16 protein-coding genes are annotated in these 24261 nt (G+C 59.0%); 5 read left to right on the forward strand and 11 right to left on the reverse strand.

Annotation, left to right across the window (positions count from 1 at the left end; genetic code table 11):
• Positions 1 to 128: 128 nt before the first annotated feature.
• A complete protein-coding gene (locus PSR62_RS21085) occupies positions 129 to 1319 on the reverse strand; it encodes a 3-hydroxyacyl-CoA dehydrogenase family protein (protein ID WP_274404959.1) in 1191 nt (396 codons plus the stop codon).
• A gap of 2 nt (positions 1320 to 1321) precedes the next feature.
• Complete coding sequence (locus tag PSR62_RS21090) at positions 1322 to 2407, reverse strand: YdjY domain-containing protein (protein WP_274404960.1); 1086 nt, start codon at positions 2405 to 2407, stop codon at positions 1322 to 1324.
• Between the two features lie 217 nt (positions 2408 to 2624).
• Here PSR62_RS21090 and PSR62_RS21095 point away from each other — a divergent pair, with 217 nt between their 5' ends.
• Positions 2625 to 4547 (forward strand): hypothetical protein, encoded by a 1923-nt coding sequence (locus PSR62_RS21095; protein ID WP_274404961.1) that lies wholly within the window; start codon positions 2625 to 2627, stop codon positions 4545 to 4547.
• 16 nt (positions 4548 to 4563) lie between these two features.
• On the opposite strand, the gene mqnB is transcribed toward PSR62_RS21095, so the two are convergent.
• The 4 genes from mqnB to PSR62_RS21115 form a co-directional block, all read right to left on the reverse strand.
• Positions 4564 to 5247, reverse strand: coding sequence for a futalosine hydrolase (gene mqnB / locus PSR62_RS21100; RefSeq protein WP_274404962.1), 684 nt, complete (start codon positions 5245 to 5247; stop codon positions 4564 to 4566).
• Positions 5234 to 6541, reverse strand: a complete 1308-nt coding sequence (locus PSR62_RS21105; protein WP_274404963.1) for a nucleoside monophosphate kinase — start codon at positions 6539 to 6541, stop codon at positions 5234 to 5236. The genes mqnB and PSR62_RS21105 overlap by 14 nt, the downstream gene beginning before the upstream one ends.
• Before the next feature lie 87 nt (positions 6542 to 6628).
• Positions 6629 to 7921, reverse strand: coding sequence for a hypothetical protein (locus PSR62_RS21110; RefSeq protein ID WP_274404964.1), 1293 nt, complete (start codon positions 7919 to 7921; stop codon positions 6629 to 6631).
• The gene (locus PSR62_RS21115) at positions 7918 to 8916 is read right to left on the reverse strand and encodes an ABC transporter permease (protein WP_443217452.1); all 999 of its coding nucleotides are present in this window, start codon (positions 8914 to 8916) and stop codon (positions 7918 to 7920) included. Before PSR62_RS21115 ends, PSR62_RS21110 begins: the two co-directional genes overlap by 4 nt.
• A 286-nt stretch (positions 8917 to 9202) precedes the next feature.
• Here PSR62_RS21115 and PSR62_RS21120 point away from each other — a divergent pair, with 286 nt between their 5' ends.
• On the forward strand, positions 9203 to 11635 hold the full coding sequence (locus PSR62_RS21120; RefSeq protein ID WP_443217313.1) for a hypothetical protein: 2433 nt from the start codon (positions 9203 to 9205) through the stop codon (positions 11633 to 11635).
• Positions 11636 to 11663: 28 nt separating this feature from the next.
• On the opposite strand, the gene PSR62_RS21125 is transcribed toward PSR62_RS21120, so the two are convergent.
• Both PSR62_RS21125 and PSR62_RS21130 read right to left on the reverse strand, forming a co-directional pair.
• Positions 11664 to 11981 carry a P-II family nitrogen regulator gene (locus PSR62_RS21125; RefSeq protein WP_274404967.1) on the reverse strand — a complete coding sequence of 106 codons (318 nt, stop codon included), beginning with the start codon at positions 11979 to 11981 and terminating at the stop codon, positions 11664 to 11666.
• The gene (locus tag PSR62_RS21130; protein ID WP_274404968.1) at positions 11978 to 13090 is read right to left on the reverse strand and encodes a Gfo/Idh/MocA family protein; all 1113 of its coding nucleotides are present in this window, start codon (positions 13088 to 13090) and stop codon (positions 11978 to 11980) included. Before PSR62_RS21130 ends, PSR62_RS21125 begins: the two co-directional genes overlap by 4 nt.
• Positions 13091 to 13249: 159 nt before the next feature.
• Here PSR62_RS21130 and PSR62_RS21135 point away from each other — a divergent pair, with 159 nt between their 5' ends.
• Positions 13250 to 16084 carry a hypothetical protein gene (locus PSR62_RS21135; RefSeq protein WP_338020100.1) on the forward strand — a complete coding sequence of 945 codons (2835 nt, stop codon included), beginning with the start codon at positions 13250 to 13252 and terminating at the stop codon, positions 16082 to 16084.
• Between the two features lie 218 nt (positions 16085 to 16302).
• Here PSR62_RS21135 and PSR62_RS21140 read toward each other — a convergent pair whose 3' ends face one another.
• The gene (locus tag PSR62_RS21140) at positions 16303 to 16878 is read right to left on the reverse strand and encodes an FKBP-type peptidyl-prolyl cis-trans isomerase (RefSeq protein ID WP_274404970.1); all 576 of its coding nucleotides are present in this window, start codon (positions 16876 to 16878) and stop codon (positions 16303 to 16305) included.
• A gap of 261 nt (positions 16879 to 17139) precedes the next feature.
• Here PSR62_RS21140 and PSR62_RS21145 point away from each other — a divergent pair, with 261 nt between their 5' ends.
• The gene (locus PSR62_RS21145) at positions 17140 to 17439 is read left to right on the forward strand and encodes an MTH1187 family thiamine-binding protein (RefSeq protein WP_274404971.1); all 300 of its coding nucleotides are present in this window, start codon (positions 17140 to 17142) and stop codon (positions 17437 to 17439) included.
• A gap of 228 nt (positions 17440 to 17667) precedes the next feature.
• Here the strand turns inward: PSR62_RS21145 and PSR62_RS21150 are convergent, their stop codons facing one another.
• Entirely contained in the window at positions 17668 to 19791 is a 2124-nt protein-coding gene (locus tag PSR62_RS21150) for a hypothetical protein (protein WP_274404972.1), read from the reverse strand.
• 1006 nt (positions 19792 to 20797) lie between these two features.
• Here PSR62_RS21150 and PSR62_RS21155 point away from each other — a divergent pair.
• Positions 20798 to 21253 carry a transposase gene (locus tag PSR62_RS21155; RefSeq protein ID WP_274404973.1) on the forward strand — a complete coding sequence of 152 codons (456 nt, stop codon included), beginning with the start codon at positions 20798 to 20800 and terminating at the stop codon, positions 21251 to 21253.
• A 528-nt stretch (positions 21254 to 21781) separates the two neighbouring features.
• Here the strand turns inward: PSR62_RS21155 and PSR62_RS21160 are convergent.
• Positions 21782 to 24190: a heavy metal translocating P-type ATPase gene (locus tag PSR62_RS21160; protein ID WP_274404974.1), complete on the reverse strand. Its 2409-nt coding sequence runs from the start codon at positions 24188 to 24190 to the stop codon at positions 21782 to 21784.
• Between the last annotated feature and the right edge of the window lie 71 nt (positions 24191 to 24261).

The raw sequence follows: 24261 nt of genomic DNA on the forward strand, positions 1-24261 counted from the left end.
TGAAACCGCATGAATCGCCGTCAAACGATTCCTGTGTGAAAATAGAACGCAGCAATCAATGGAATGTACCCGTCGCAATCGATGCGTCCGGCCCCCCGGGTGGCTCCACCAGACAGGCAAGCCACCCCCTATTGGAGCGACTTGAGTTTCGGAAAGCGGTCCGCAAGCGGAAGCAAACGCTGCTCCCGGATCGCGTTCATGTGCCCTCGCCAACTCGCATTGGACTCGGGTGCGACATAGCCCAGCCCACCCGACATGGCGAGCTCAATGGTTTCCTCATCGGCAACGCCAGTCGCAGCAATCGCCTGAGCCTCACGCCACATGGCCGCCGCGAACAGATCGGCGACCAAGGGAACATCGCCGCCAATTTCCGCCGCACCAAAGTCATCGCGAGCATAGCGGTCGACCAACTCAGATACCTCTGCAGAGAGCTCGTCCCCTTTCCGCACGCCATCCTCTGCGTAGTCATAAAACCCTTTGCCACCAGCGACACCGAGCAGAGAACGTTTGACCATCGCAGGCAACAACGGGGAAGGATCCATCCGGTGCGGGAACGATTGCCAAACCACTCGCCCGCCATCAAACGCGGTCCGCGGTCCAATCAAGTCAATCAATTCCAACGGCGACATCGGCATGCCATAACGCAGCGCCGCTGCGCGAATGGTGGTGGCCGACAGGCCAGCGCACAACAACTGCATCGCGAGATTCAAGTAGGGAGCCAGCATGCGATTGACGACAAAGCCCGGCGAATCCAAGACTCGCAACGGAGCCTTTTTCAAACCGCGAACATGTTCTTCGCAAACCGCGATGACCGCGTCCTCGGTACCGGGATGGACAATGATTTCCGCTGCGTGGCGTCCCACCACCGGCATGAAAAAATGCATCCCACAAAACCGTGATGGATGAATGTGCATCGCACTGGCGATCTGGCCGATCGGCAACGTCGACGTGTTGGTGGTCAAAATCGGTGAGCGTGAAAACCAGTTTTCAACCTCGGCGAAAAACGCCTGTTTGATCGCCAGCTTTTCGGCGATCGACTCGATCACCAACCAAACCGGCACGGCATCCGTGTCGACCGGATGATCGTCCAGTCCCTTGGGCATCAGATGCACGATCGGGATCGGCACCAACGCTCCCCATGGCGACGCCGAATCGGCCCTCCCGTCGGTCCGCTGGAGCACTGCATCGCAGGCTTCTGACAGCACGGCTTCGTCCCGGTCCGCCAGCCAGACTTCACATCCTGCCAACAGATGATCTGTCGCGATCGCGCGGCCGACGACTCCCGCGCCGACCAACAGAACTTGAATCGATTCCGCCACGATCAGCGAGTTCCTGCGGCGTTTCCGCTCGACTCGGGTTTGGCTTTGACTTCGCCTGCCTTTTCAGCGGATTCTGGGGTGGGCTTCTTCACCAATGGCAAGACGGTTTCGTCGGGTGGCGTGGTCGCGTTGGGATCGTTTTCAAACTGCGGCACCAGCACCAACCGAACCGACGTCGCTTGTTCGGGAATGCGTTCGGTGAACGCGACGAACAACAAATTGCCGGCTTGGGCACTGCTGGAAAACGGCACATCCAACATCGCACTGCTGAAATTGGACACGCAGATCATGTCACCTGAATCAGCGGAATAGTGCGTGACCTTGTCGACCGGGTCCGTCCAGAGCTGGCTGCCTGCGAAAACCCATTGGTCAGTCAATGACTCTTTGGATTCGTTGTTTTGGACCCAAGTTCTCGCGTCGGCCACTTTGAACCTTCCCTGTTCATCTCGCCATGTCACCCAGACGGCGACCGGTTGGCCGGTTGGCGGTTTGAATTCAGGGTCGTAAGAAACCGGCGTCCCAGACTTGGTTCCCAATGCCAGCAACGCCGCATGAACTTCTTTGCTCTTGGCGAAGGCAGCGACGACCGATTCGTGTTCCTTGGTTCCAACCGGGCAAGCGAACATTTCCAACCCTCCGTTTCGCATCGTCACATAACCGTCCAGGTAAACCCGCTTGGCTTTGGGATCGATCCACAAATCGGGAAGTTGGGTGATTTGTTTGGCGTTGGGAGGCGCCGCGTACTTGTCCGCCATCGCTCGCATCTGCCGATCCCACTCTTCCAACTCGGCTTGAATGGCTGCGTCATCGTTCGGATCGGGATCATCCGCCGACGGAATCCCGAGCGAACGTTCATTCACCTTTTCTGTGGCGGGCTCGGTTTTGCCCGAGTCGTCTTGAGCCGGAGCGTTGGACGCACCCGCGTTCCCGAGCAACGCGACCAGAATCACGGCCAACCACCCGCAGCCCCCCCGAGAAGGTCTCAACGGGCCGTTCGGGACCGCTTCCCCGCTCACCATGGCAGGCGAGATCCATGGATTGGATGCCAAACGAGACCGGCGAACGTCTGAAACAGATTTCATGAACATGAATTTTTCAATCACTCAAATGCGGGGAGTCTACAACTGGCGCCGCCCGGTTAGACTGCGTGGCCAGTCGATTCGTCGATCGTTCCATCGATTATTCCCTGCCTAGCACCTCGGGTCCATGACACTGACCAAACCGCCATCCAAATCGAACTCGCCCCGAAAAAAGGCCTCGGAGTCTGGCTCCACGTCCACGGACGGGACCACCAGTCTCACGCCGATGCCTGATGCCGCGGCTTGGCAGAGCCTGCGGCAAAAGATCGAGTTTCGCCGCCAACGTCAAAACGCCTCCAAACTGTACGGCGACGATGCCCTCGACGGCCAAATCTACCAGTGGGGATTGGCTGCGTTACTCAACGGCCCCGTCGATGCGCTCAGCCATCAACTGGCGATTTTAGCAACCGCCGAGGCGGACCAATCGTCATCCACCGACACGGATTTGATTCCCGCGGCGGAACTTTTCTTGGAAGCCTCGCGAGACGGGCGTTCGGACTTGGCCGGCGATGTCGGCTGCATCCTGTGGGCTTCCTCGCTTCCTGCCCTGACCTCGATTTTGCCGTTGGAACTATGGTGGAACCTGCTGGCAGAACTGCAGCGACGGGTCGCTTCCACCCTGGCCCAAGACGAACCTCAGTCGCCCCATCACTTGTTGCTGGCTGGTGAAGTGGGCTTGACCCTGGCACATCGATTGGCGGATCTCCCCAACTGTGCCGCGCGCGGCAAACCATCCTCTTCGGCCGTCCAAGCCTACTTGGATCACGAAGAAACGATCGACGAGGCCTTGCGAACACCGCACGCTTTACGAGCCATCATGGCATCGATCATCCGCTGCGAAGAAGCGATGCGAGCTGTCAGCAAACGCAAATTCAACGCCACGCATCGGTCCACCGCCGAAGAACTGGCGGGTTGGATTGCCGCGACTTCGCGTGTCGATGGATCGCCTGTGCTGTCAGAGACAACGTCGCAAGATGTCGCTCTGGATCACGTCGGTTTGGTTTCGCGAACCAAGCCGCCAACCAAGAAAAAGAAGTCGACATCGAAAACGAAAAAGGCCGTTCGCCCGATCGCGCCCGCCGGTTTGATGGGACGAGCGATGCAGTACGACACTGATTCCCTGCTGCCGGCGTTCTCTGCCTCCTTGGGGCAAAGCCAAAGTGGCGGCCGATTGGCCTGGGAAATCTCGCTCCCCGAATCGATGTGGCACAGCGATGTGGCCGGTTTGGTCGCGATGTTGCCCGAGTGGGATGTGCGTCGCGGCCGCACCTTCATCGACTACAGCGATGAAGTCATGCAAATCGAAATCATGGGCGGACGCCGCACGATTTTTCGGGGGCCACTGCAAACCACCGTCGAACTGGACGGGGTCAGCCAACATCCCAAAGGGGCTTGGCAAGCGACGTGCGAATACACCGATGATGACGTTCACTACCTGGAACTGGAACAATCCTTCACCGGTGGCGTCGTGCTGCAGCGACAATTCATGGTCATCCGCGATGACCGATGCGTGATGGTTTCCGACACCGTGTTGCCGGCCCAATCGGATTCCAACTCCACCGCAACGGCTTCCTCGGAGGCAACCGATCAGGGAGCCAGCGAGACAACCAATCCCTTCGGTTCCCTGGCTGATGTTCAGATCCGCTGCGTGACCCGGTTCCCGGTTTGCGAAGATGTCTCCGCGATTCCGGACGAACAAACTCGCGAAGTCTATTTCCACGACAACAAACGTCGTGCAATGATGTTGCCATTGCCAGCAGCGGAATGGCGAATCGGGCCCACCGACTGCACGGCTGCCCCCAGCGACAGCGAGCACGAATCCAACTCGGTGATCGTGACGACGACGGGAATCGGGGCGGTCTACAGCCCGATTTGGTTCGATTTCCAATCTCGCCGCTTCCACCGCCAACGAACATGGCGAACACTCACCGTCGCCGATGAGTTGCAACTGATTCCTCGCAACATCGCCACTGGATTCCGAATTCAAATCGGCAGCGAACAATGGATGATTTACCGTTCCCTGCTGGGCCGTCGGCCTCGATCCGTGCTCGGCAAACACTTGGTCGCCGATTTCTTCGCGGGACGTTTCCATCCCGGTGACGGAGGCGTGGAAGAACTGGTCACCGTCGACGACGCGGTCCAGGAGTGAGGAACCACCAGGCTGTTCAGACCAGTTCCGCCAAGCGGCCAGCGACCGCCTGAATGGCCAAGTCGATTTGCCACTTGGAGTGGTCGCGATCTCCCGCGACATTGCTGATTCCGCGAACGACCATGCACGGGGTCGATGTCATGCGGCACGCCATCGCGACTCCGAATGCTTCCATGTCTTCCGCGATCACCGCCTCGGTTGGAGGCGAACCGGCCAGACTTCGACGACGACTCGCCAGGGCCGCATCCGCCGACGCGGCGCCAACGCTGACCAACGTGTTGATCGCGTTGGCTGGCTTGCCAGGCTGCTCCGGCGTGACCAAATCCAACCGGTCACCGATCGGATCGGGGGACCGCCCGTCGGTGCCTGACCACTGCTTCCATGCCAGCGAGTCCGCAGAAACAAACGCGTCACCTTCTCCCACACCGATGCCATCGCAAATCACACGCTGGAACCAGTGTGCCGAACCGACCGCTGCTGAATCGGACAAACCGCCCGCGATTCCGGCCAAGAGGACTCGTTCGGGTTGATGGACCTGAATCGCTTGCATGGTCGCGGCAGCGGCAGCCACCAAACCGAACCCGCACAACTCGCAGTGCCAACGTCGGGAAGCCAGTGCCAAGGAGTCCGAATGACTCAGCAACTTCGAGCGTTCCCCCGAAGTTGGAATCAAGAGCAGAGTGGACTTAGCGTCCGCCACGACGAATTTCCGAGCCTGCAAACCGAATTTGGAAGCGATAAATCTTCTTGGTCACGCAAGTGATCTTGCCCGTCTTCAAATCGAAGTGATCCGGGGTCTCGGCCAGGTTGATGTTGGCGACCGCACGGAAACCACGCTCGGCAAACACATCGATCACCATCGCCAATGTCATTGGGTCTTCGAAGATCGGATCTTCACTGTTCACGACTGCCAAACCAGCAATCGCGTGACGACGCACAATCGGCATGAAGCGACTTTGAATGATCTCAATCACGTGCTGGAACAATTCTTTGTGTTCCAGTTGATATCCATCCAGACGACGGACCAATTCCTGACGAGCGTGAACGCCAAGTTCGGTGGCCAATGGCAGGTGCCGGACCGCGTCGTAGGTTTCCGGGTCCAACTCAAGTGACGACTGGTATTCCAATTCGCTGCGGATGTTGCGTTCAACTTCCGCGATGTCGCCGCCCGCATCAATGAAGTGGTAGTGGTAGATCTTCTTCAACGACTGCAGTGCGTCCCAGGTTTTCTCCTTGAACACGCGATACCGTCGTTTTGCGGCGGTGGGATCGAGGTCCGTCAAACGCAACTCCAGGGGCTCACCGTCGTTCTCGGTTTCAACCCGTTCATTGTGTTCCGCGATCTTCCGACCACGTAGCAACTGCCGTTCGATGCTGGTTTTTTCGTCGATGAACAACACCACCGCGTGAACGGTGGGTTTGCGGAAATTGATCGCCAACGGTGTCGAATGATACTCGCGATAAAGTTGATTCATTTTCTGAACCAACTGATGCAGACACTCCACTTGAACACGCGTTCGCGGGAACCCGTCCAAGATGCAGCCGTCGCGATACTCTTCTTCCAGCAGTTTGCGGAACAAAATCCCGACGACTTCGGTGTCGCCGACCATGCCACCGGCTTCTTTGATGCGTTGGGCCTCGGGCGTGTCGAGAAGACTGCTGACCACAATCGGATCACAGGTCAATCCGCGTGCCTTGGAGATGAAACCACTGTTGGTGCCTTTCCCCGAACCCGGTGCACCGCCCAACAGGATCAACTCTTTGGTGAACCGCAAATTCTCGCGGCCATACTCTTCTTCCAAATCGTTCCAAACGTTGGTGAAAATCACGTGCGCGTCTTTCACTTCCAGATCCTCGACGGAGTTCTGCGATGCGGCGGCGACCGCTTGATCGGTCACCAATTGAGACGCTTGGCTCTCTGCCATGCCCACGACCTCGTCGGGCAAATCCGCATCCGGGTTGGCGATTTCAGGAGGTTCGTCCAGAGGATCCATGGCAACAAGCAGATTCGTGCAAGGCGGGAAAAATGGAAAGACATCCGCCGCATCCTAACCAAGGAACGAGGCAACGCGAAGCGTCATTCACTCCGGTGATGCCAGATGGACGATGGGATAGGGCGTAAAATCCGTTGCAACCCGCAAAGCGATTGGTTGGGAAGGATCGGCCCCCAAACGAGGTTCCGTTTTCAACGTCAACCAAACCTTGTCTTTGCCCAAAATTTGATTTCTCAGCACGCGCGCGAATCCGGGCTCGATTCCGTCCCGACGCGTCCCCATCACCTCATCGCCAATCTCGCGAATGATGGGTTCCAGTCTCTCGCCCGCCGTTCGCAACTTTTCACGAGCCTCAGGGGAAGTCCACACATCCACCCACACCTGGCGGAGGCGATCGTTGTCAACGACAGCTTCCATCACGATTGTCTGCAGCAGGTCTCGGGCTTCGTCGTCCTGGACGATCTGCAGTGCGACTTTGCCGAGCTGATCTCGCAAGACCTCGTTGGCGGCCAAATCACGCAGGATCGCCTCCACCGCCTCGGTGATTTCATCCAAGTGTTCCTCCACGATCGGGACCACTTCCTGTTCCACAAATCGCGACCACTCCTCTCGCACCAGCTCTCGTTCGGGAAGCGGTGCACTGTCGTACAGCGCCCGCCAACCAAATCGCCACAGCGAGGCCTTTCCCCAGATTTCACGCCCAATCACTTCCGCTGGTTCCCGCCCATGAAGGCGCAGCACTGGCAAGACCTCGGTGCGGATCAAGGGCACCATCTGATCTTGCACGATCTCTTCCCGAAACCGAGTGGTGATCGATTCCAACTCGGCATCGTGGCGTTTCAAGGAGGCAACCAGTTCGGATTCGATCACGGGCAAACTTTGCCGAAACGTCTCAAACACCAACGGCAACATTGCTTCGCTGATCTCTTCCCCGTGTTCCCGCATCGCGGCTGAAATCTTTCGCGCCAATTCTTCCCGCTTGGGTTTCGGCAACAACGTCGCGATCACATCATCGACTTTGCCGGACGAGCGATGCAGGGTCGCATCGATCGGCTGCCCGCGATCCCAAAACGGGTTGTCGAGATCGAGATCCACCGGGGCATACAACGTCAGCGTCACCGTTTTGGCAGCTGGGTTGACCTGCCCAACGTGCCCCACTTGATGCCACTGATCCCGCCCAGGATCTTTCGCAAACGCTGCGTCGCCGACGCTCAGAGCCGACGTCGGATCCGCCAGGACCACCGATTCCGTCGGTGTCCAAACGGCCGACACCAAGGGTCGAGCACCACCGCGGGAGGAAGCGATCAACCAACCGCCACCGATCACCAGGCACCCCAACCAGAACGCTGCGCCCAAGAGACGAATGGTTTGCGTTGTCATGCCGCATCTTTCTTGAGAGCTCGCAGTCGATCGACGTAAACCGCCGCGACAATGATCACACCCAACAAAATGTTTTCAATGTGGTTTTCCAGCCCCAACGAGGTGCACCCGTGAGCGATCACGCTCATGATCAACACCCCGCACAAAGTCCCGACCACGCTGCCGCGACCGCCCAGCAAGGATCCGCCGCCGATCACCACCGCCGCGATGATCTCCAGTTCCAAGCCCATCCCCGCTGACGCGTCGCCTTTTCCGAGCCGGGCGATGTCAACACATCCGGCCAAACCGAACAGCGCGCCCGCGATCACGTAAACCAAAATCTTGGTTTGGCGAACCTTCACCCCGCACAATCGCGCGGTCGCTTCGCTGGATCCAATCGCAAACACGTGGCGGCCAAACACGGTTTGATGCAGCAGCAGAGCGGTCGCGATTGCGAGCGCAACCGTCAACCACACGCCCCAACCAAAGTTAGGCAGCACCGGGTAGGCAAGCCATTCCGGACTGGGAAATGGCGTCACCGATGCCCACAACCATTCCGGGATCGTGTCGGCCGGAGGTGTGATCGTGCCGCCCTGATCCGACAGGCTTTTCCCCAATCCCATGAAGATGGTCATCGACCCCAGCGAGATGATGAACGGAGTCAGCCTCAATCCCGCAATCAAGACACCATTGAACAACCCGCACAGGGCGCCCGCACCGACCGCCATCGCCAGCGCCGCGAAAATCGACCATTCGTTGTCGAGCGTCAGTGCCGCGACACAGCCACACAGGGCCGCGGCGGTTCCCGCGGACAAATCGATGCCGCCACTGACGATGATCAATGTCATTCCCAGCGAGGCGATGCCAATTTTGACGCTTTGAACGCCCACCAATCGCACGGACGCCATGGACGCGAAGTTCCCATCGCTCCCGATCACCCATTCCGCCACCGCAAAGAACAGGACCACGATCACCAACGCCAACAGGGGTCCAGCGGTATTCAATCCTCGCTTCAACAACGCAGTGGGTTCCTTTTGAAAAGATGACGGACGCGAATGAGGTTGGCTTTTGCCGCTCCGCGCGGCTTTGCAAACGCTAGCAGAGCAGTGTACCAGCGCAAACGCTCCGGATCAGTCGGGTTGTGCGGCTTGGACGGCCGTGCTGGCAAACATGGGAAACCTTACCGGCAATTCGCCTCAGCGAAACGGCAACGACTGGTCGATCGTTTCGGGTAGGCGGCAATTGGCAAGGATGTCAAGCCATTGTTGACTTCCCTCCCTTGTCATTCACCCAGTACCTGCTGTGTCCAGAAACCCATCCAATTTTTTGCGTGTCCATCGTGGCGATCATGCATCGGATTCTGCCAAGCTTGCCTCCAAGCAAAAGCAGATGAAGTCGCATAGCAAACGTGCGTTGGTGACTTCCGGTGACGCTCATCGTTTGGCAACCCAAGCCAACGACTTGGCAGATCACTTGCAAGCACAGCAAGCGGTCCTGCGTCAGCAGCAAGTGGAACTGGCGATCCAATCCACCCTGGCGGCCGGTCCGTCTTCGCGTCCCGATCCCACCGAAAGCATCGACCGCTTGCTCGGTGACGCGACGTTGGCGACCGGCACCACGGCGGCCGCGGTGTACTTGCTGGACGACGAAACCGAGTTCCTGGCAACTCGATTTGTCTTCGGTTTGTCACCGGCAGAACGCTTGGGTTCGCAGCGTCCACTGCGTGGGGCTCGTGGTGACTTGGAAGCGATGGTCAAAGGCTTGGTCGCGATTGACGACCTGGACCTCGGCCAAATCAGCACCTCTAGCACGTGGCGTTCCCCGGAACCCTTCCCCTCCGGAATCTGCGTGTGTCTGGGTGAAACCGAGATGCCAATTGGCACGATGTGGTTGTATGCCGCCGCTGTGACGGCATTCAACGACGTGCACACCGCCGCGGCCCGTTTGGCCGCATCCAACCTGCAGCAAACGTTGCTCCGCTTGGCAGAACAAGAAGCCGCACCGGATTCCTCCATCCGGTTGATTCTGCCCAGCGACGTGACCCTGGATCGTTCCCGTGATGTCTCGCCCCCACCCAACGAGACTCATGACGACATGGAAATGATTCGGGAGAACAATCCCACTCGCAACGCAGCTGCCCCCGTCGAGGAAAACTCCGCTGGTGTTGTCCCTCCCGACACCAGCGTGGCCCCTGCGGGTCTGATCGGCTGCCCTCCCGCCGATGAGTCCGCGTCCGTGATTGGCCCGATCGCGGATGATTCCTCCGATGAAGTCCCTCGGAAAGTCCCCTCGAGGGACCCTCTGGATTTGATCGACGACGCGAGTTTGTTGGATGCGGCCTTGGAATCCGCTATCGAAGCCCAATTGGTCAAAAGCGACGAATTGATCGCCGACCTGCAACGCGATTCGGATTTCCACACGGACGCCGACTTCGGCTTGTACGCCGCAGAGGAAGATGACGACGTCAGCGAAGATGCCTCGACGCCAACCCAGGACGCCGACGCGGAACAATGGCCGTTGCTGTCAGGCTATGACGAAGAAACGATGCGACTGGCGGCCAAATTGGACATCCAGGACGCTCAGTTCTTAGCCGGCGAATACGACCCGACCGAGATCGACCAGTTCGACGCCGATGCGTTGGAGTTCCACCATGGTTGGGACAACGATGAACTGGATCGCAACGTCGTCGACGAAGAGGAATCCATGTGCAGTGACTTCGTCGACACCAGCGACGAGGAAGAGGAGGAGGACGGAAACATCGTTTCGTTTGATCTGTCCCCCAACTCGACGAGCACTCCCGAGTCGGAAACGATCGAGGCAATCGACGACATCATCGCCCTCATCGATGACTTCGATGCGGACTTCCCCACCCGTGCACCGGAGCATGACAAGGACGATGATTCGATTCTCACGAATCAAGCGATCGCCGAGGAAATCGAATCCGAAAACAGTGACTTGGCTCAGCAAGTTTCCATTTGGCAGCACCAAACGCTCCCGATGGGCACCAAGATCTGCCCGTCTTGGTACGCCGATGGGATGATTGAATCGCCGTTGGATGTGGCTCAAAGTTGGCATCACTGGGACATTTTGCCCGATGGTCAGATTGCCATCGCGATTTGCCAGCCCAACGGCGGTGCGACAGCGAAGATCGATCTCAGCAACGTGATGGATGTGACCGTCATCCGCGCTGCCTTGCAGGCTCACATGGGTTACCGGCATCAACCCGCCGAGGCGGTCCGCCGAGCCTATGACACGCTGTTCCAAATCCGCGATCACTCCTTCGCAGGCGAAGGGCATGGCAACGTTTCCTTGCTGTACGCCCACATCGATCCTGAAACGGGAGAAACGAGAATGGCGTCGACCGGGGACTGGTCGACGCTCGCGATCTCGAAGTTTGGATACCGGCCGGTTGGTTGGCTGGATCGGGAATCGGATCGCAACCATCGCGATCTCGGAACCAGCGACCCGGAAACAACCTGTCTGGGCAACGTCGATATCACCAGCAGCCATCTGTACTTGCAACAGGGCGAAGTGTTCTTGGTCGCGGGCTGCCAATGGATGGGACTGCAACGGACCACCGGTGCCCCCGGCTACCCGCAGCATCAAATCGGAACGGCGATCACCCAAGCCATGCGGGAAGGCAACGTCAGCCCCCTGGCGGCGCTGCGAACTTGGATGGCACAAACGAAGCTCAATGGCGAACGATCCGCCATGGCACTTCACCGCATGGGATGAGCGGCAAACAATCGCAGATCGATCGCGTTCAGATGTCGATCACGCTCGCGACGGGCAAGACAAAGATCTTGCCGTCGCCGATCTGGCCTTCTGTGCCCGTTCGCGACGCGTTGCGAATGATCTCGACCACCGGTTCTAAATCGTCGTCGTCGATCACCATTTCGAACGTGACCTTTCGCAACAAATCGATTTTGTATTCGTTGCCGCGAAACAACGCCGTTTGTCCACGCTGACGACCATAACCAAGCGCGTCCCCCACGATCGTGTCGCTGTATCCCGCTTCATCGAGAGCGGACTGAACGTTGGAAAGTTTGGTGGGTTGAATGATGGCTTGAATCAAAATCATAGCGTCACCGTTTGGCCAGTCGTCATCGAAGTTTCCATCGCCTCCAACATCCGCTGCGTCTCGAGCGCCTGCCGATGATACTCCGCCCAAGGAGGCGATGGTGAATCCCAAAGTGGCTCATTTTCGCGTGTCGCGTGGATCCAACCGATCAACCGCAAAATCATGTTGTGCTCTTGGTGGCATTCGCAACTGAAGGGATGCACCTTGCCCGAGGCCTCGTGCACCCAGCCTCGCGCAGGTTTGTCAGGCCAAGGACGCGTGAAGTCATCGCAAACAATGGACGCTTCTTCCCCCGCGATCTCAAACCATTTCCGCGTCGCGGTGTCGAACGCACACGACATCGTCGCGGACACATCGCTGGGAAAATTCATCATTGCAGTCACGCGGTACGGCACGCCGCCACGCATCACCGCCTGAGCGTTCACCGTGAGCGGCAAAGCCTGGTTGGCAAGTCGCAAAATCCCGGCCGCATACCACCCCAAATCAAGCAGGCACCCGCCACCCAGCGAAGCGTCTTGGCGGTGGTCGCCGGATTGAAACGGATTGAAAAACGAAACCGCCGAACTGACGTGACGCAACGCCCCGAGTCGAAAGTCGGCTTCGCCTTGTGGGACGGTTGCACCTTTGACCCACTGCCGAAACATGGCCGTGCGGTCGTGATGCAGCCAGGCGGTTGCATCGAGCCAATGCACGCGGGCCTGCGTGCAAGCGTCCGCCATCGCTTGAGTGGCCTGAGCCGTCGTCGCCAACGGTTTTTCACACAGCACATGTTTGCCAGCCGCCGCCGCTGCAACCATCCATTCCGCATGCAGCGAAGGCGGCAACGCCACGTACACCGCATCCACATCGTCACGAGCGATCAAGTCCGCATAACCGGACACGGCCTGGGCGATCCCATACGAATCGGCGTACCAACGTGCTCGCTCAGAAGTCCGACTGGCGATCGCGGTCACGCTCGCCCCCGGCGTCGATTGCAGGTCGGCAACCAACCGGCGAGTGATCCGGCCGGTGCCCAAGATGCCAAACCGGATCGGTTGGCGTTCGTCTTCCGTGGAGGTGGGTGCTGCCTGCAAAGGTTCGGTCGTTGCGTGTGAGGGGAGGGATGTCATGGCGAAAGCCTAGCCGATCCCCCGGGCAATCGGCACCACCGGTCGGACCGTTCATCTCACCGAGAGGAAACCGCTCGAATTCCGGTTTCCATCTTGCCATTCCGAGCACCGTCCCCCCTGCGTGCTAACTTTCCTACGGACGGAATTCTTTCTCGACGTATGACCGATGGATCGATGAAAACGCAAACGATCATGAACGATCAAAGCCCCCGCAATGGCCTGCACGCCATTGCCGGTCGCTTGCGTTTTGCAACGCTGGCCTGCGTCCTTCTTTCGGCACTGCTTTCCTCCGGCTGTGCCAACCTGCGTTTGCCCGCGATCAATCCCACGGGCGAAACCCTGTTTGCTCCGCTGCCGACCACGACCAGTCTGGCGCTGCCCGGTTGCCTCGACGATGGCACCTGCGGTTGCTTGGGCTGCCTTCGAAACCTGGGCACCTGCCTGAAGTCGCCCAGCTTGGGAATTCCCAACTCGGCATTCCCCGAGCCCGAAGACCCGCCCCAGTGCGTCGACCCCAACGCTCAAATCGGCAGCGGCGTCGCGAACACCGGGCCTTGCGTCCCCGGCCCCGGCTGCTCCGGCGATTGTCTGACCGGACCACCTGCCGTTTTGTACGGCACCGAGATCACGGCCCAGAAAGCATGCCAGTTGCCACCCCGCGGCGACCGAGGCTGCATCCTGCTGACGCCCCAAAAGATCGTGGCTCCCGTCGGTGGCGAAGTCATGTTGCTGTCGGGCATCTGTGGCACGGACGGCTATCTGCTGACCGGTGAACCACTCGAATGGATGATGACCCGGGACAGCGTCGGCAACATCATCGAAGTCGGCGACGACGATCCCGGTCTCGTGCATCGCTTGACCAATGTTCCGGTGGCCAAGAAGGAATCGCCCGGGTTCGCTCGTGGTGTGACCAGCACCAAAGAGATGGTGGTCACTCGTGGCAACGCCAGCGCCGCTGACGACATCAAACTCGAAAAGGGCCAGACCTACATCACGGTCAGCAGCCCCAGCGAAGGAACCAGCCACGTCACCGTGCTGGCTCCTGAAAGCGATTGCTGGGACCAACGAAAAGCGACGGCGACGATCTACTGGGTCGACGCTCGCTGGCAATTCCCCTCGCCGCAACGCGTCCAAGCCGGCACGGTGGTGGACCTGATCACCCGAGTCACACGTGCACAGGGCAGCCTGCCTGCCCGCGGTTGGAAAGTCCGTTACGAAATCATGAACCCCGAACTGGCAACGTTTGCCGGCACCGGTGGCTCTTCCTTCGTGGAAGTCAACGTGGACGATTCCGGCGACGCTCGGGCAACACTGGAACCGGTCGCTGGAACCAGCGGCAACGCCATCATCGACGTTCGCGTGATCCGCCCCGGCGGCACGTCGGACAACATGCCCGACCTGACGCTCGGACGTGGGCAAGCCTACGTGACCTGGAGCAGCCCGCAACTGGAACTGCAAGCCGGTGGTCCCGAAGTCGCCTCGTACCAAATCCCCTTCGACATTTTCGCAAACCTGCGGAACCCCGGTGACCAAGACGCAACGGGCGTCAAAGTCGAACTCGGTTTCCCCGCCGGCGTGCGAATCATTTCCACCGATGCGTTTGCCCAAGTCTTCACGAACTCGATCGTGTGGGACATCGGCACCATGCCCGCCCAGCAACAACTCGACTTGGCCGTCAATCTCACGTCTCCCAGTGCACTGAATCTCACCTTCCGAGCCACCGGTGACTCCGGGTTGATCGCCGAAGACACCGTTCGCGTTGACATCTTCCGTCCCGCATTGGCTCTTCGTGTGACCCCCAAGACCGACCGCGTCACCGCGGGCGATCCAGCCACGTTTGACATCGAAGTCGAAAACACCGGCGATCGGGCGCTGCAAAGCGTCGAACTGCAAGCGACCGGCGACAACGCGATGACACACACCGTCACCAAAAGCCGCGAAGTTGCCAACGAGAAAACAGATGGCCCACTGGAACCCGGCGAGATCTGGTCCACCAGCGTCACGTTCGTGCCCACCGATTCAGGGCAACGCTGCGTCGCTGTGGTCGCCTTGGCTGCGGGAGGTCAACGGGCACAGGCTCAAGCCTGTGTGATCGCCATCAATCCCGCTCCGCCCACCCCAGCCATCACCGCCAACCTGCAAGTCCGCGACCGCATGTCGGTCGGGGACCGGGTGCTGGCGACCGGACGAGTCACCAACTCGGGCAAAATCCCGCTGACCAATGTGCGAGCGTCGATGGCCTACGACATGCAATTGGTCCCACGCCAAGCGACCACGGATTATCCCTATGTGATCGACACCCCGTATGTCATTGCCTGGACGATTCCTGAAATTGCCCCCGGACAAACGGTTGTCTTGGAAACCGAATTCGAAGCCCAAACGACGGCTCAAAGCAGCCGCATCGTGTTTGCCACCTCCAGCAATGAAGGCGCGACCAACAGCGTTTCTGACAACGTGCAGATTTTTGCAGCCGCTCCCAGCAACGCCCCTTTGACTCCCGGCCCAACACTCCCGCCCGTCAGCCCCTCGCCAAACATTCCCGGCGGCCCCGGAACGGCCCCAGCGGATCCCAACGCAGGCCAAAGCACTCCGATCCCCGGCAACAACACGCCGGCGCGGGCCGGTGTGTTGCGGCTGCAGGTCTTGCAACGTGACGTGTCACCTCGCATCGGCGATCCGATTCGCTACGCCATTGCGATCACCAACGACACCGACCTGCTCGACTCGCAAGTTCAGATCCACTTCGACCTGCCACCGGGCGTGATTGTGGAGCGATTGGTGCAAACCAAGAGCCCTGAACTGGAAGGTCTGACCCGCAGCGGCAACACGGTCTACTTCACCGAGATCAAGACCATGAAACCAGGTGAGACCATCGACTACGAATTGGTGCTGCGAAGCAACCAAGCCCAGGACTTCAACCTGATCCTCGAAGCCGAAAGCCGCAACGTCCCTCAGGGAATCGGCATCCGGGAACCCACCACCGTCTCACCCTGAATCAGCCGGAGACAACAACAGGAATGATCCTAAAAGGATCTCAGACGGTAGCCGGTGGTCGAGCGAAGCGACCACCACCGGACAATGATGAAAAAACGCGTCGTCGACCCCGAAGGGTGTCGTAGAAACTGCCGCCGCGAAGATCGACGCCTTCCATCGGGGATCGACCGTGGGACAAGGCTTGGCTTCCCACCAGCGGAAGACTCGAGGCTGGACGCCTACTTCACGCTCACAAGTTCGACGATGAAGTGCAGGTGGGCGTGAGCAGGAATGGAACCTGGGGAACCGCGTTCGCCGTAACCGAGGTGAGAAGGCCCCCACAGTTCGATCATCCCGCCTTCCCCGACGAGTTGCAATCCTTCGGTCCAGCCGGCGACCACGCCTCCCAGTGGGAAGGTCGTCGGTTCGCCTCGATCATATGAGCTGTCGAATTCTTTTCCGTTGTCGAGCCAACCCCGGTAGTGAACGGTCACGGTGCTGGCAGCCGTCGGCTTTCTGCCGCTGGACTTTCGCAGCACCCGATAGTTCAGCCCCGACGCGGTTTCCGAAAACTCCGGTGCGGGGCCGGCGTCCATCGGGCCCGTGTCAGCCTGAAGCTCAGGCTTGTCCAGAAACGAAATGGAGGTCCGTTTCGCGGGTGGGGGATCAAGGGTTCCCAGTTCGGAATCAATCGGTGGGGTGATCGGCGGGCTCGGTGGCGCCGTGGAGCGACATCCCAGCGTGAAGGACAGGAGGCCGAGAAGGCACCATGACAACCAAGTATTCATATCCGCTGCAACGCTCCAGTCACGCATCCCGCATCCATTCAAAACGCCCATCAGAAATGAACCTTGTGTCCAAATTTCGGTTGGACGTTAGCGAATTCAGCTCCTGCTCGAAAGTCCGATCTTGAGCGGGCCCCGCTGCGGACAGCGGCGAGTCAACTGAAAAACGTGGCTCTGCCCTTCCGAGTCGAGCGAGAGTCCAGCGACGATGGCCATGGTGCCGATGCCGCGAGCGTTTAGACTCAGGAGGTGAACCACGGACCAAGCTGTAAAACAAGGGATTTTGCTGAGATGAAAGTCATTGTCGATTTGTGCGTCGTCCCAATGGGCGTGGGTGTTTCGGTGGGCAAGTACGTCGCTGAGTGCCAAGAGGTGCTGCAGGAAGCTGGGCTATCGCACCAGCTGCACGCCTACGGCACCAACATCGAAGGCGACTGGGACGAGGTGTTCGCCGCGATCAAACGTTGTCACGAACGGGTGCACGCGATCGGTGCCGCACGCATCACCACCAGCATCAAAGTCGGAACCCGCACCGACCGCGAGCAATCCATGCAGGACAAGATCGACAGCGTGAATGAGAAGCAGAATTAGAAACGGCGTCCCGGGGCTTCCGTGGTGACGATCAGCGTGGAGTTCTCTGGAGCGAATCATGCCAATTCGCCCGCAGAGACCGTCGTCGTTAGCTTGGGGCAGAAGCCCCGAGGCCATGCTGATGCCAGTCCAGTAGGCCGGATCGAGGAACGAAGTGATGCAGCTCCGGCATCGCATCGTGTCTCGGTGCATGCCGGATTGCCGCAACTGCGCTTCGCTGGGTGCGGCCTACGGTTTGAGTTGAGCGGCGAATTGACTGGTGACGTGTTCGCAGTTGATCACTTTTTCGACGAGGTCGAGCGGCACGTAGAAGTAGTGATTCGAGGCTTCGTAGCCAATCCGAGAATCTTGGCTCACGACGTCAAACATGCTGCGGGCAAGAGAAACCTCGTTCTCTGTGAGCTGCAAAATCTGTTCAACCTGCTGCTGCTTTGATTCGTCGCTGGACTGCAACGCCGCATCGCGGGCAACCACGAACCTTGCTTGGTTGGCAACACTGGCAAAGTGGAAGTGGGCGGCGCGAGCCACACTCAGGTCCGATTCAGCCGCTTCTCGCTGCGCACTCGCGGTGGCTTGGACAGCTTGCTCCAAATGGCGGATCCCTTCAGCCCATCCGTCGGAGACCTTCTCAAATTGCTGGGCAAAGACCTCCGCGGAGTAGGGACCACGCCAGCGGTCGAGATCGTCGTAGGGAAAGCAAACCATGGTCGCTCGGTACCCCGTTGGATCGGCGTGCAGCAAATTGGCTGGGCCCATTTGCTGCGGTGCGTTGTACATCACCGCGCCACTGTAGGGGAAATTCCTGAAAGCATCACTGAACGCGGTCCATGCTTTGCGAACCTGAGGTGCCGCATCGTCACCATAACGATCTCGGGCAATTCGGTTGAGGACCGTTTCTTTCGTTGCCCCTGGTTCGGTTGAGAAATATTCAGCCACCAGCAGATTGGGCGAGGGATAACCGCCCAGCGTCCAACTCAGCATGGTGCCGTCGACGCCCACACCACTCAGATTTTCGCAGTGCTCCGCCACCAAATCCATCACGGGAAGAAACGGCACGGCGGATATTTCCCAAGTGTTGTTGACGGCAATTTTCGCGACTGTTTTGAGTCCAGCCTGTTGAGCCTGTTTCCAATGCTTGGTGGCACGGGGCCCCGGGCCAACGGCAGACATGGAATACTCGCCAATCTTGGATTCGACTCCACCCCGTTCGATGGGCAGGGCCCATTCGCTGACCGACATCAGCGCGACGTCCTTCGGAAGCAGCGAGATGATATCCGGCGCGTCACCGTGGCCCTTCCAGCCCCAATCCCAGGCGATCACACGAGCGTCTGGATTGGCCCGGTGAACTCCTTCGGCGATCGTTGCGTTGACTTCCGCAATGATCTCAGCGTCGGTGCGTTCGCTGCAGTGAGGGCAGAGTCGATGCTGCCCCTTTGACGCACAGTTGGTGAGGTTCTCCGAGGCGGTGATCGTGAACACGCCACCCAGGTCCGGCACTTCGCCAAACACATGAGCCAGAGAGTCGCTCATCCAGTTGCGTACCTGGGGAGTGCTCGTGCACATCGTCCAGAAATCACCTTGGCGAATGCCTGCCAGTTCAGGACGTGTTCCAAAAAACGCAGGCGGCATCGCTCGGGGTTCGTTGATGTAGAGATAGATTCCGATCCCGTAGCGTTTGGCTTGCGCGACAAGCTTCTTCAACGTCTGAAGTCGTTGCTCGTGTCCGGCGCCGAACTCGGGGAAAGTTTCTCCGCCTGGAGCAAGTTGCCGAAGGACGACATGCATCCAAATTCCGTTGACGCCTTTTTCCGCCAACCGTGCCAGCAAGCCATCTGGAATTGGCTCGATTTCTGGATCGATCAGTGGATCGCCAAACAAACCGAAGTAGGAGTAGACCATCCGCAACGGTTGTTCTCGGTTGACCGTGTCGCGATTGGGAAGCACGGATGTCCCTTTTGTGCTGCTCAGTGTTTCGACAAAACGGAATCTTGGCTCGGACTCAACCAATTCCAAGTCGCCAAAATGTTCCTTCACGACCTGCTTGATTTCGACGGCCCTTTGAACGGCGGTCTCGTCGGGCTCTTGATATCGCAGGGGCTCGCACTTGGGCTTGAGATTCCCCAGTTTGATGTAAAGAAAGTCATCTTCGCGCAACGTCAGGGCGAACTCATCCGGCGTCATGTCGAGCAGTTCCAACAGTTGCTCGTAGGGCAAGAGATGCCAGTTGCGACGGATCAACGTGATGTAACCGCGCTCACGCATTTCGCTGGACACCGCTTCCACCTTGGGCAATCCCATGGAGCCCGCGATTCGTTCGATGTTGGTGGTTTCCGTTCCAACCAGTTGAGCCATCCGTTGCGGTGGAACGAGTTGCCAATTCCGCCAAATGAAGGCGTGCAGTCTGCTCGGAAAATGTGGTGATTCAAGGGCGAGAGGATGGCTGCCGACTGGCAACGGGTCCGCGGCTGGAAGGGATACTCCGAGAAGCGAGAGCACCATGGCGAAGCAGAGACACAGGTGTTTTACAGACACGCGATTCATAAGGCGGGTTTTCCCGTTGCGGAACGGACGCACAAGTTTTGAGATTGGGGCAGCGACATTGTAGTGCGCTAGATCAAGGATTGGGCGACGCTTTCACGGCGACAATGGGAACCACCAGGCACTCGGGTTTGCCAGTGGTTGCCGAATCGTGCCGCCAGTCGAGCGGTTGGTTGGGTGATTGCGTGAGCAACCGGAGGGCTCGCGTCCTGCCGCTAAAACAGCGGTGGAATTTCTTAGCGGAGCGGCGCAAGCCTGGACTGTCAAAAGGTTGGTATTGATACGGAAAATGCGACGTTGATTTTTATTCTGTCCTACGCCCCAACGGGGCAGCTCTAAGATAGCCCCAGGCATCGCCTGGGGTTTCGTTACGGAGATTCCGACACCAGCCCCAACGGGGCGGCCCTAAGAAAGACTCCCCAAAACCCGCTAGGACCGCCCCCGTTGGGGCTTTGTAATCTTGGTCCCGCCACAACCCAGGGCGTTGCCCTGGGCTGGCATAGGGCTGCCCCGTTGGGGCGAAGTCGAGGAACGAAACCTGCGCAGTCCAAAGCGGTGTCAATACCAACCTTTTGACAGCCCAGCGCAAGCCGCCCGGTACCGTCCTGCACATTTCCAGATGACGAATCGAGCGATCGTTGCGAAAGGAAACGAGTTCTCCGTTTGTTAGGTAGAATACGAGGGCACCGCACGGCTCGCGCCGGTAACGCTAGGTTGTGAAGAACGTGTCCGAACTGAACCGCTCATTGCACGAGGAGTATTGAGGTTGCAAGACGCCCCCATTGCGTTCTTTTTAACTTGGACATGCTATGGAACCTGGATGCCAGGTGACGATCGCGGCTGGACCAAGTGGCATCGCGGAGACCAGGTGCCACAACCTCGGCTTGCGGATTGGTGTCGTGGCCAGATGATTGAATCGGCAGTCGTTTTACTACCAGAGCAGCGAACGATGATCGAATCCGTCGTTCGTGAACATTGCGAAAAGCGGTGTTGGAATTTACACGCTGTCAATTGTCGAACCAACCATTGTCATGTTGTTGTGACGGCACCGAACTACGACGGCGAGACGGTTCGAGATCAATTGAAGTCATGGGGCAAGCGGCGGATGAAAGAACGTGAGCGTCAGTTGGGTGTCGCTGAAGAACGCGTGCGTGAGCACTGGTGGACGCGGAAGGGAAGTGTGAGGTATCTGTTCGATGAGGATTCGCTTTCGGCTGCGACAGCGTACGCTTTGGAAGCCCAAGACGCGGGCGGTTCCAGTGCGAACTCGTCGTGATCCAGCGATGCGAGTTCGACGTCGGCTCAGTCGTTGCGTGTGGAACCGGAGGGCTCGCGCCCTGCCGCTAAAACAGCGGTGGACTTTCTTAGCGGAGCGGCGCAAGCCGCCCGGTGCCGCCCTCTACCCTTTCTAGTTCACGAATCGAACGAGAGGAGTCGCTCAAACGCAAACTTGTCATGACACCGTGCCGCGAGTCGAGCGGTTGGCTCGGTGATAGCGTGAGGAACCGGAGGGCTCGCGCCCTGCCGCTAAAACAGCGGTGAACTTTCTTAGCGGAGCGGCGCAAGCCGCCCGGTGCCACGCTCCACCCTTTCTAGTTCACGAATCGAACGAGAGGAGTGGCTCAAACGCAAACTTGTCATGACACCGTGCCGCGAGTCGAGCGGTTGGTCGAGTGATTGCGTGAGGAACCGGAGGGCTCGCGCCCTGCCGCTAAAACAGCGGTGGACTTTCTTAGCGGAGCGGCGCAAGCCGCCCGGTGCCACGCTCCAACTTGTCGGACGTTTTTCAACGCTCCCCTTTGATCTAACTCGTTACGTCGAGCTGGATCGTACGCAGCCGCAGGGCGTTGCCGATCACCGAGACGCTGCTGAAACTCATGGCCGCGGCCGCGAGCATGGGGCTGAGTAGGATTCCGAAGAAGGGATACAGCAGCCCGGCAGCGATGGGAATTCCCAAGGCGTTGTAGACGAACGCGAAAAAGAGGTTCTGCCGGATGTTTCGCATCGTTTTTTGGCTGAGTTGTTTTGCCGCGACCACGCCTCGCAAATCACCGCCGACCAGCGTCACTCCTGCTGATTCCATCGCGACGCTGGTTCCGGTGCCCATCGCGATTCCGACGTTGGATGCGGCCAGGGCCGGTGCGTCGTTGATGCCATCGCCGCACATCGCGACCGTTTTGCCTTCTTGCTTGAGTTGCTGAACAAAGTCGTGCTTGGCCTCCGGTGACACGTTGGCTCGGAAGTCATCGATGCCCAGTTGTTTGGCCACCGCCTCGGCGGTGGATTGAGCGTCGCCGGTCAGCATCACGACTTGCAGCCCTAGCGAGTGCAACGCCTTGATTGCACCGGGCGTGCTTTCTTTGATCGGATCTTGGATGGCAATGATCGCGGCGAGCGAGCGATCGATGGCGATGTAAACCACCGTGGCCGCGTCCGCTTGATGCGTCTCCGCTTGCCCGCGGACGGAGTCCAACCCTGTCACCTTCAAATCGGCCAACCAATTTGGGTTGCCAATCGCGACGTGTTTGCCATCGACCTCTGCAACGACGCCTTTGCCGGTCGTGCTCTGGAAATCCTTCGCAACACGTTTGGCGGCATTCGATGACTCCGCGTGCTCGACGATCGCACGACCAAGTGGATGCTCGCTGGATTGCTCCACCGCGGCGGCAATCGCCAGGACATCCGATTCGTTCCAGTCACCTTGGGTTTCGATTGCGGTGACCGCGGGACTCCCCTTGGTCAGCGTTCCCGTTTTGTCGACCACGATCGTGTCGACCTTTTCCATGATCTCCAGGATTTCAGCGTCTCGAATCAGCACCCCCTCTTTGGCACCGCGCCCGACGCCCACCATCACTGACATGGGCGTCGCCAACCCCAGCGCACAGGGGCAGGCGATGATCAGAACGGCGATCGCGGAAACGAACGCGTAGGCCAGCGAAGGCTCAGGGCCAAGGATTGACCAGGCGATGAACGCGAGGATGGAACTGAGGATGACCGCCGGCACAAAGTACTGGGCAACTTGGTCGACAAGTTTTTGAATGGGGGCTTGGCTGCGCTGCGCATCGGCGACCATTTGCACAATCCGGTGCAGGACCGTGTCGCTGCCAACTTGGGTGGCCGTCATTTCGAGCGCCCCGGATTGATTGAGCGTGCCACCGGTCAGGGCGTCACCCTCGTTCTTTTCAACGGGGACTGGTTCGCCGGTCAGCATTGACTCGTCGACACGGGACGAACCGCTGAGGACTTCGCCATCGACCGGAATTTTCTCACCCGGACGAATTCGCAATCGATCGCCCGTTCGAATTTCTTCGAGGGAGACATCGCGTTCGTCTTCGCCTTCAATTCGGTGGGCGATGTCAGGGGTGAGCTGCATCAGTTCGCGAATGGCTCCGCCGGTTTGTTGACGGGCACGTAACTCGAGAACTTGGCCGAGCAATACCAGCGTGATGATCACGGCCGCGGCTTCGAAGTACAGCGGTGGCCGGTCAGCGTCGTAGAAGGCAGCGGGGATCCAGTCGGGCACTAGGATGGCCAGCAGGCTGAAGCCGAACGCGGCCAGCGATCCCAACGCAATCAAGGAGAACATGTTGAGGTTCCATGTTCGAAAGGATTTGGCACCGCGAACGAGCAGGGGCCATCCGCACCAAAACACCACGGGCGTCGCGAGGGCGAACTGCAACCAACCGTCGACGCTGGGGGAAATCCAGCGATCGACCGGAAGACCGATCATTGGCCCCATCGAAACAACCAGCAGTGGAACCGACAGCCCAACGCCGATCCAAAACCGACGTTTCATGTCGTTGTACTGGGCTTCGTCTGCTGGGGACGATGGATCGACAAATTTGGGCTCGAGGTCCATGCCACAGATGGGGCAATCGCCTGGGCCGATCTGCTCGATCTCCAGGTGCATCGGGCAGGTGTAGACCGCGTCGGGATTGGCAGGTTGGTTGCTCGGCGACTTGCGATGCGATTCCCCGCCACAGCAACTGGATGTGTCGGGGTTGGCTGAATCGGAATCCTTTTGCTTTCGGGATTCCAGCACACCTTCCGGATCAGCCTCGAATTTTTTCTGGCAGCCGGCACTGCAGAAGTAGTACGTTCGGCCGCCATGTTGGCTGGAAAGTGACTTCGCGGGAGTCACGGACATGCCGCAAACGGGGTCGATGGCTTGAAGTTGACTGAGATTCATGGCGTTGGCCTGGGAAGGAGACATCCCAGCAGCTTACGCAATTCTCATTCCGACGGTTCTTCGGACGGCCGTTCAACCGGTTGACGACGGTCCTG

This window comes from Rhodopirellula sp. P2, from assembly GCF_028768465.1.
GTDB lineage: Bacteria > Planctomycetota > Planctomycetia > Pirellulales > Pirellulaceae > Rhodopirellula.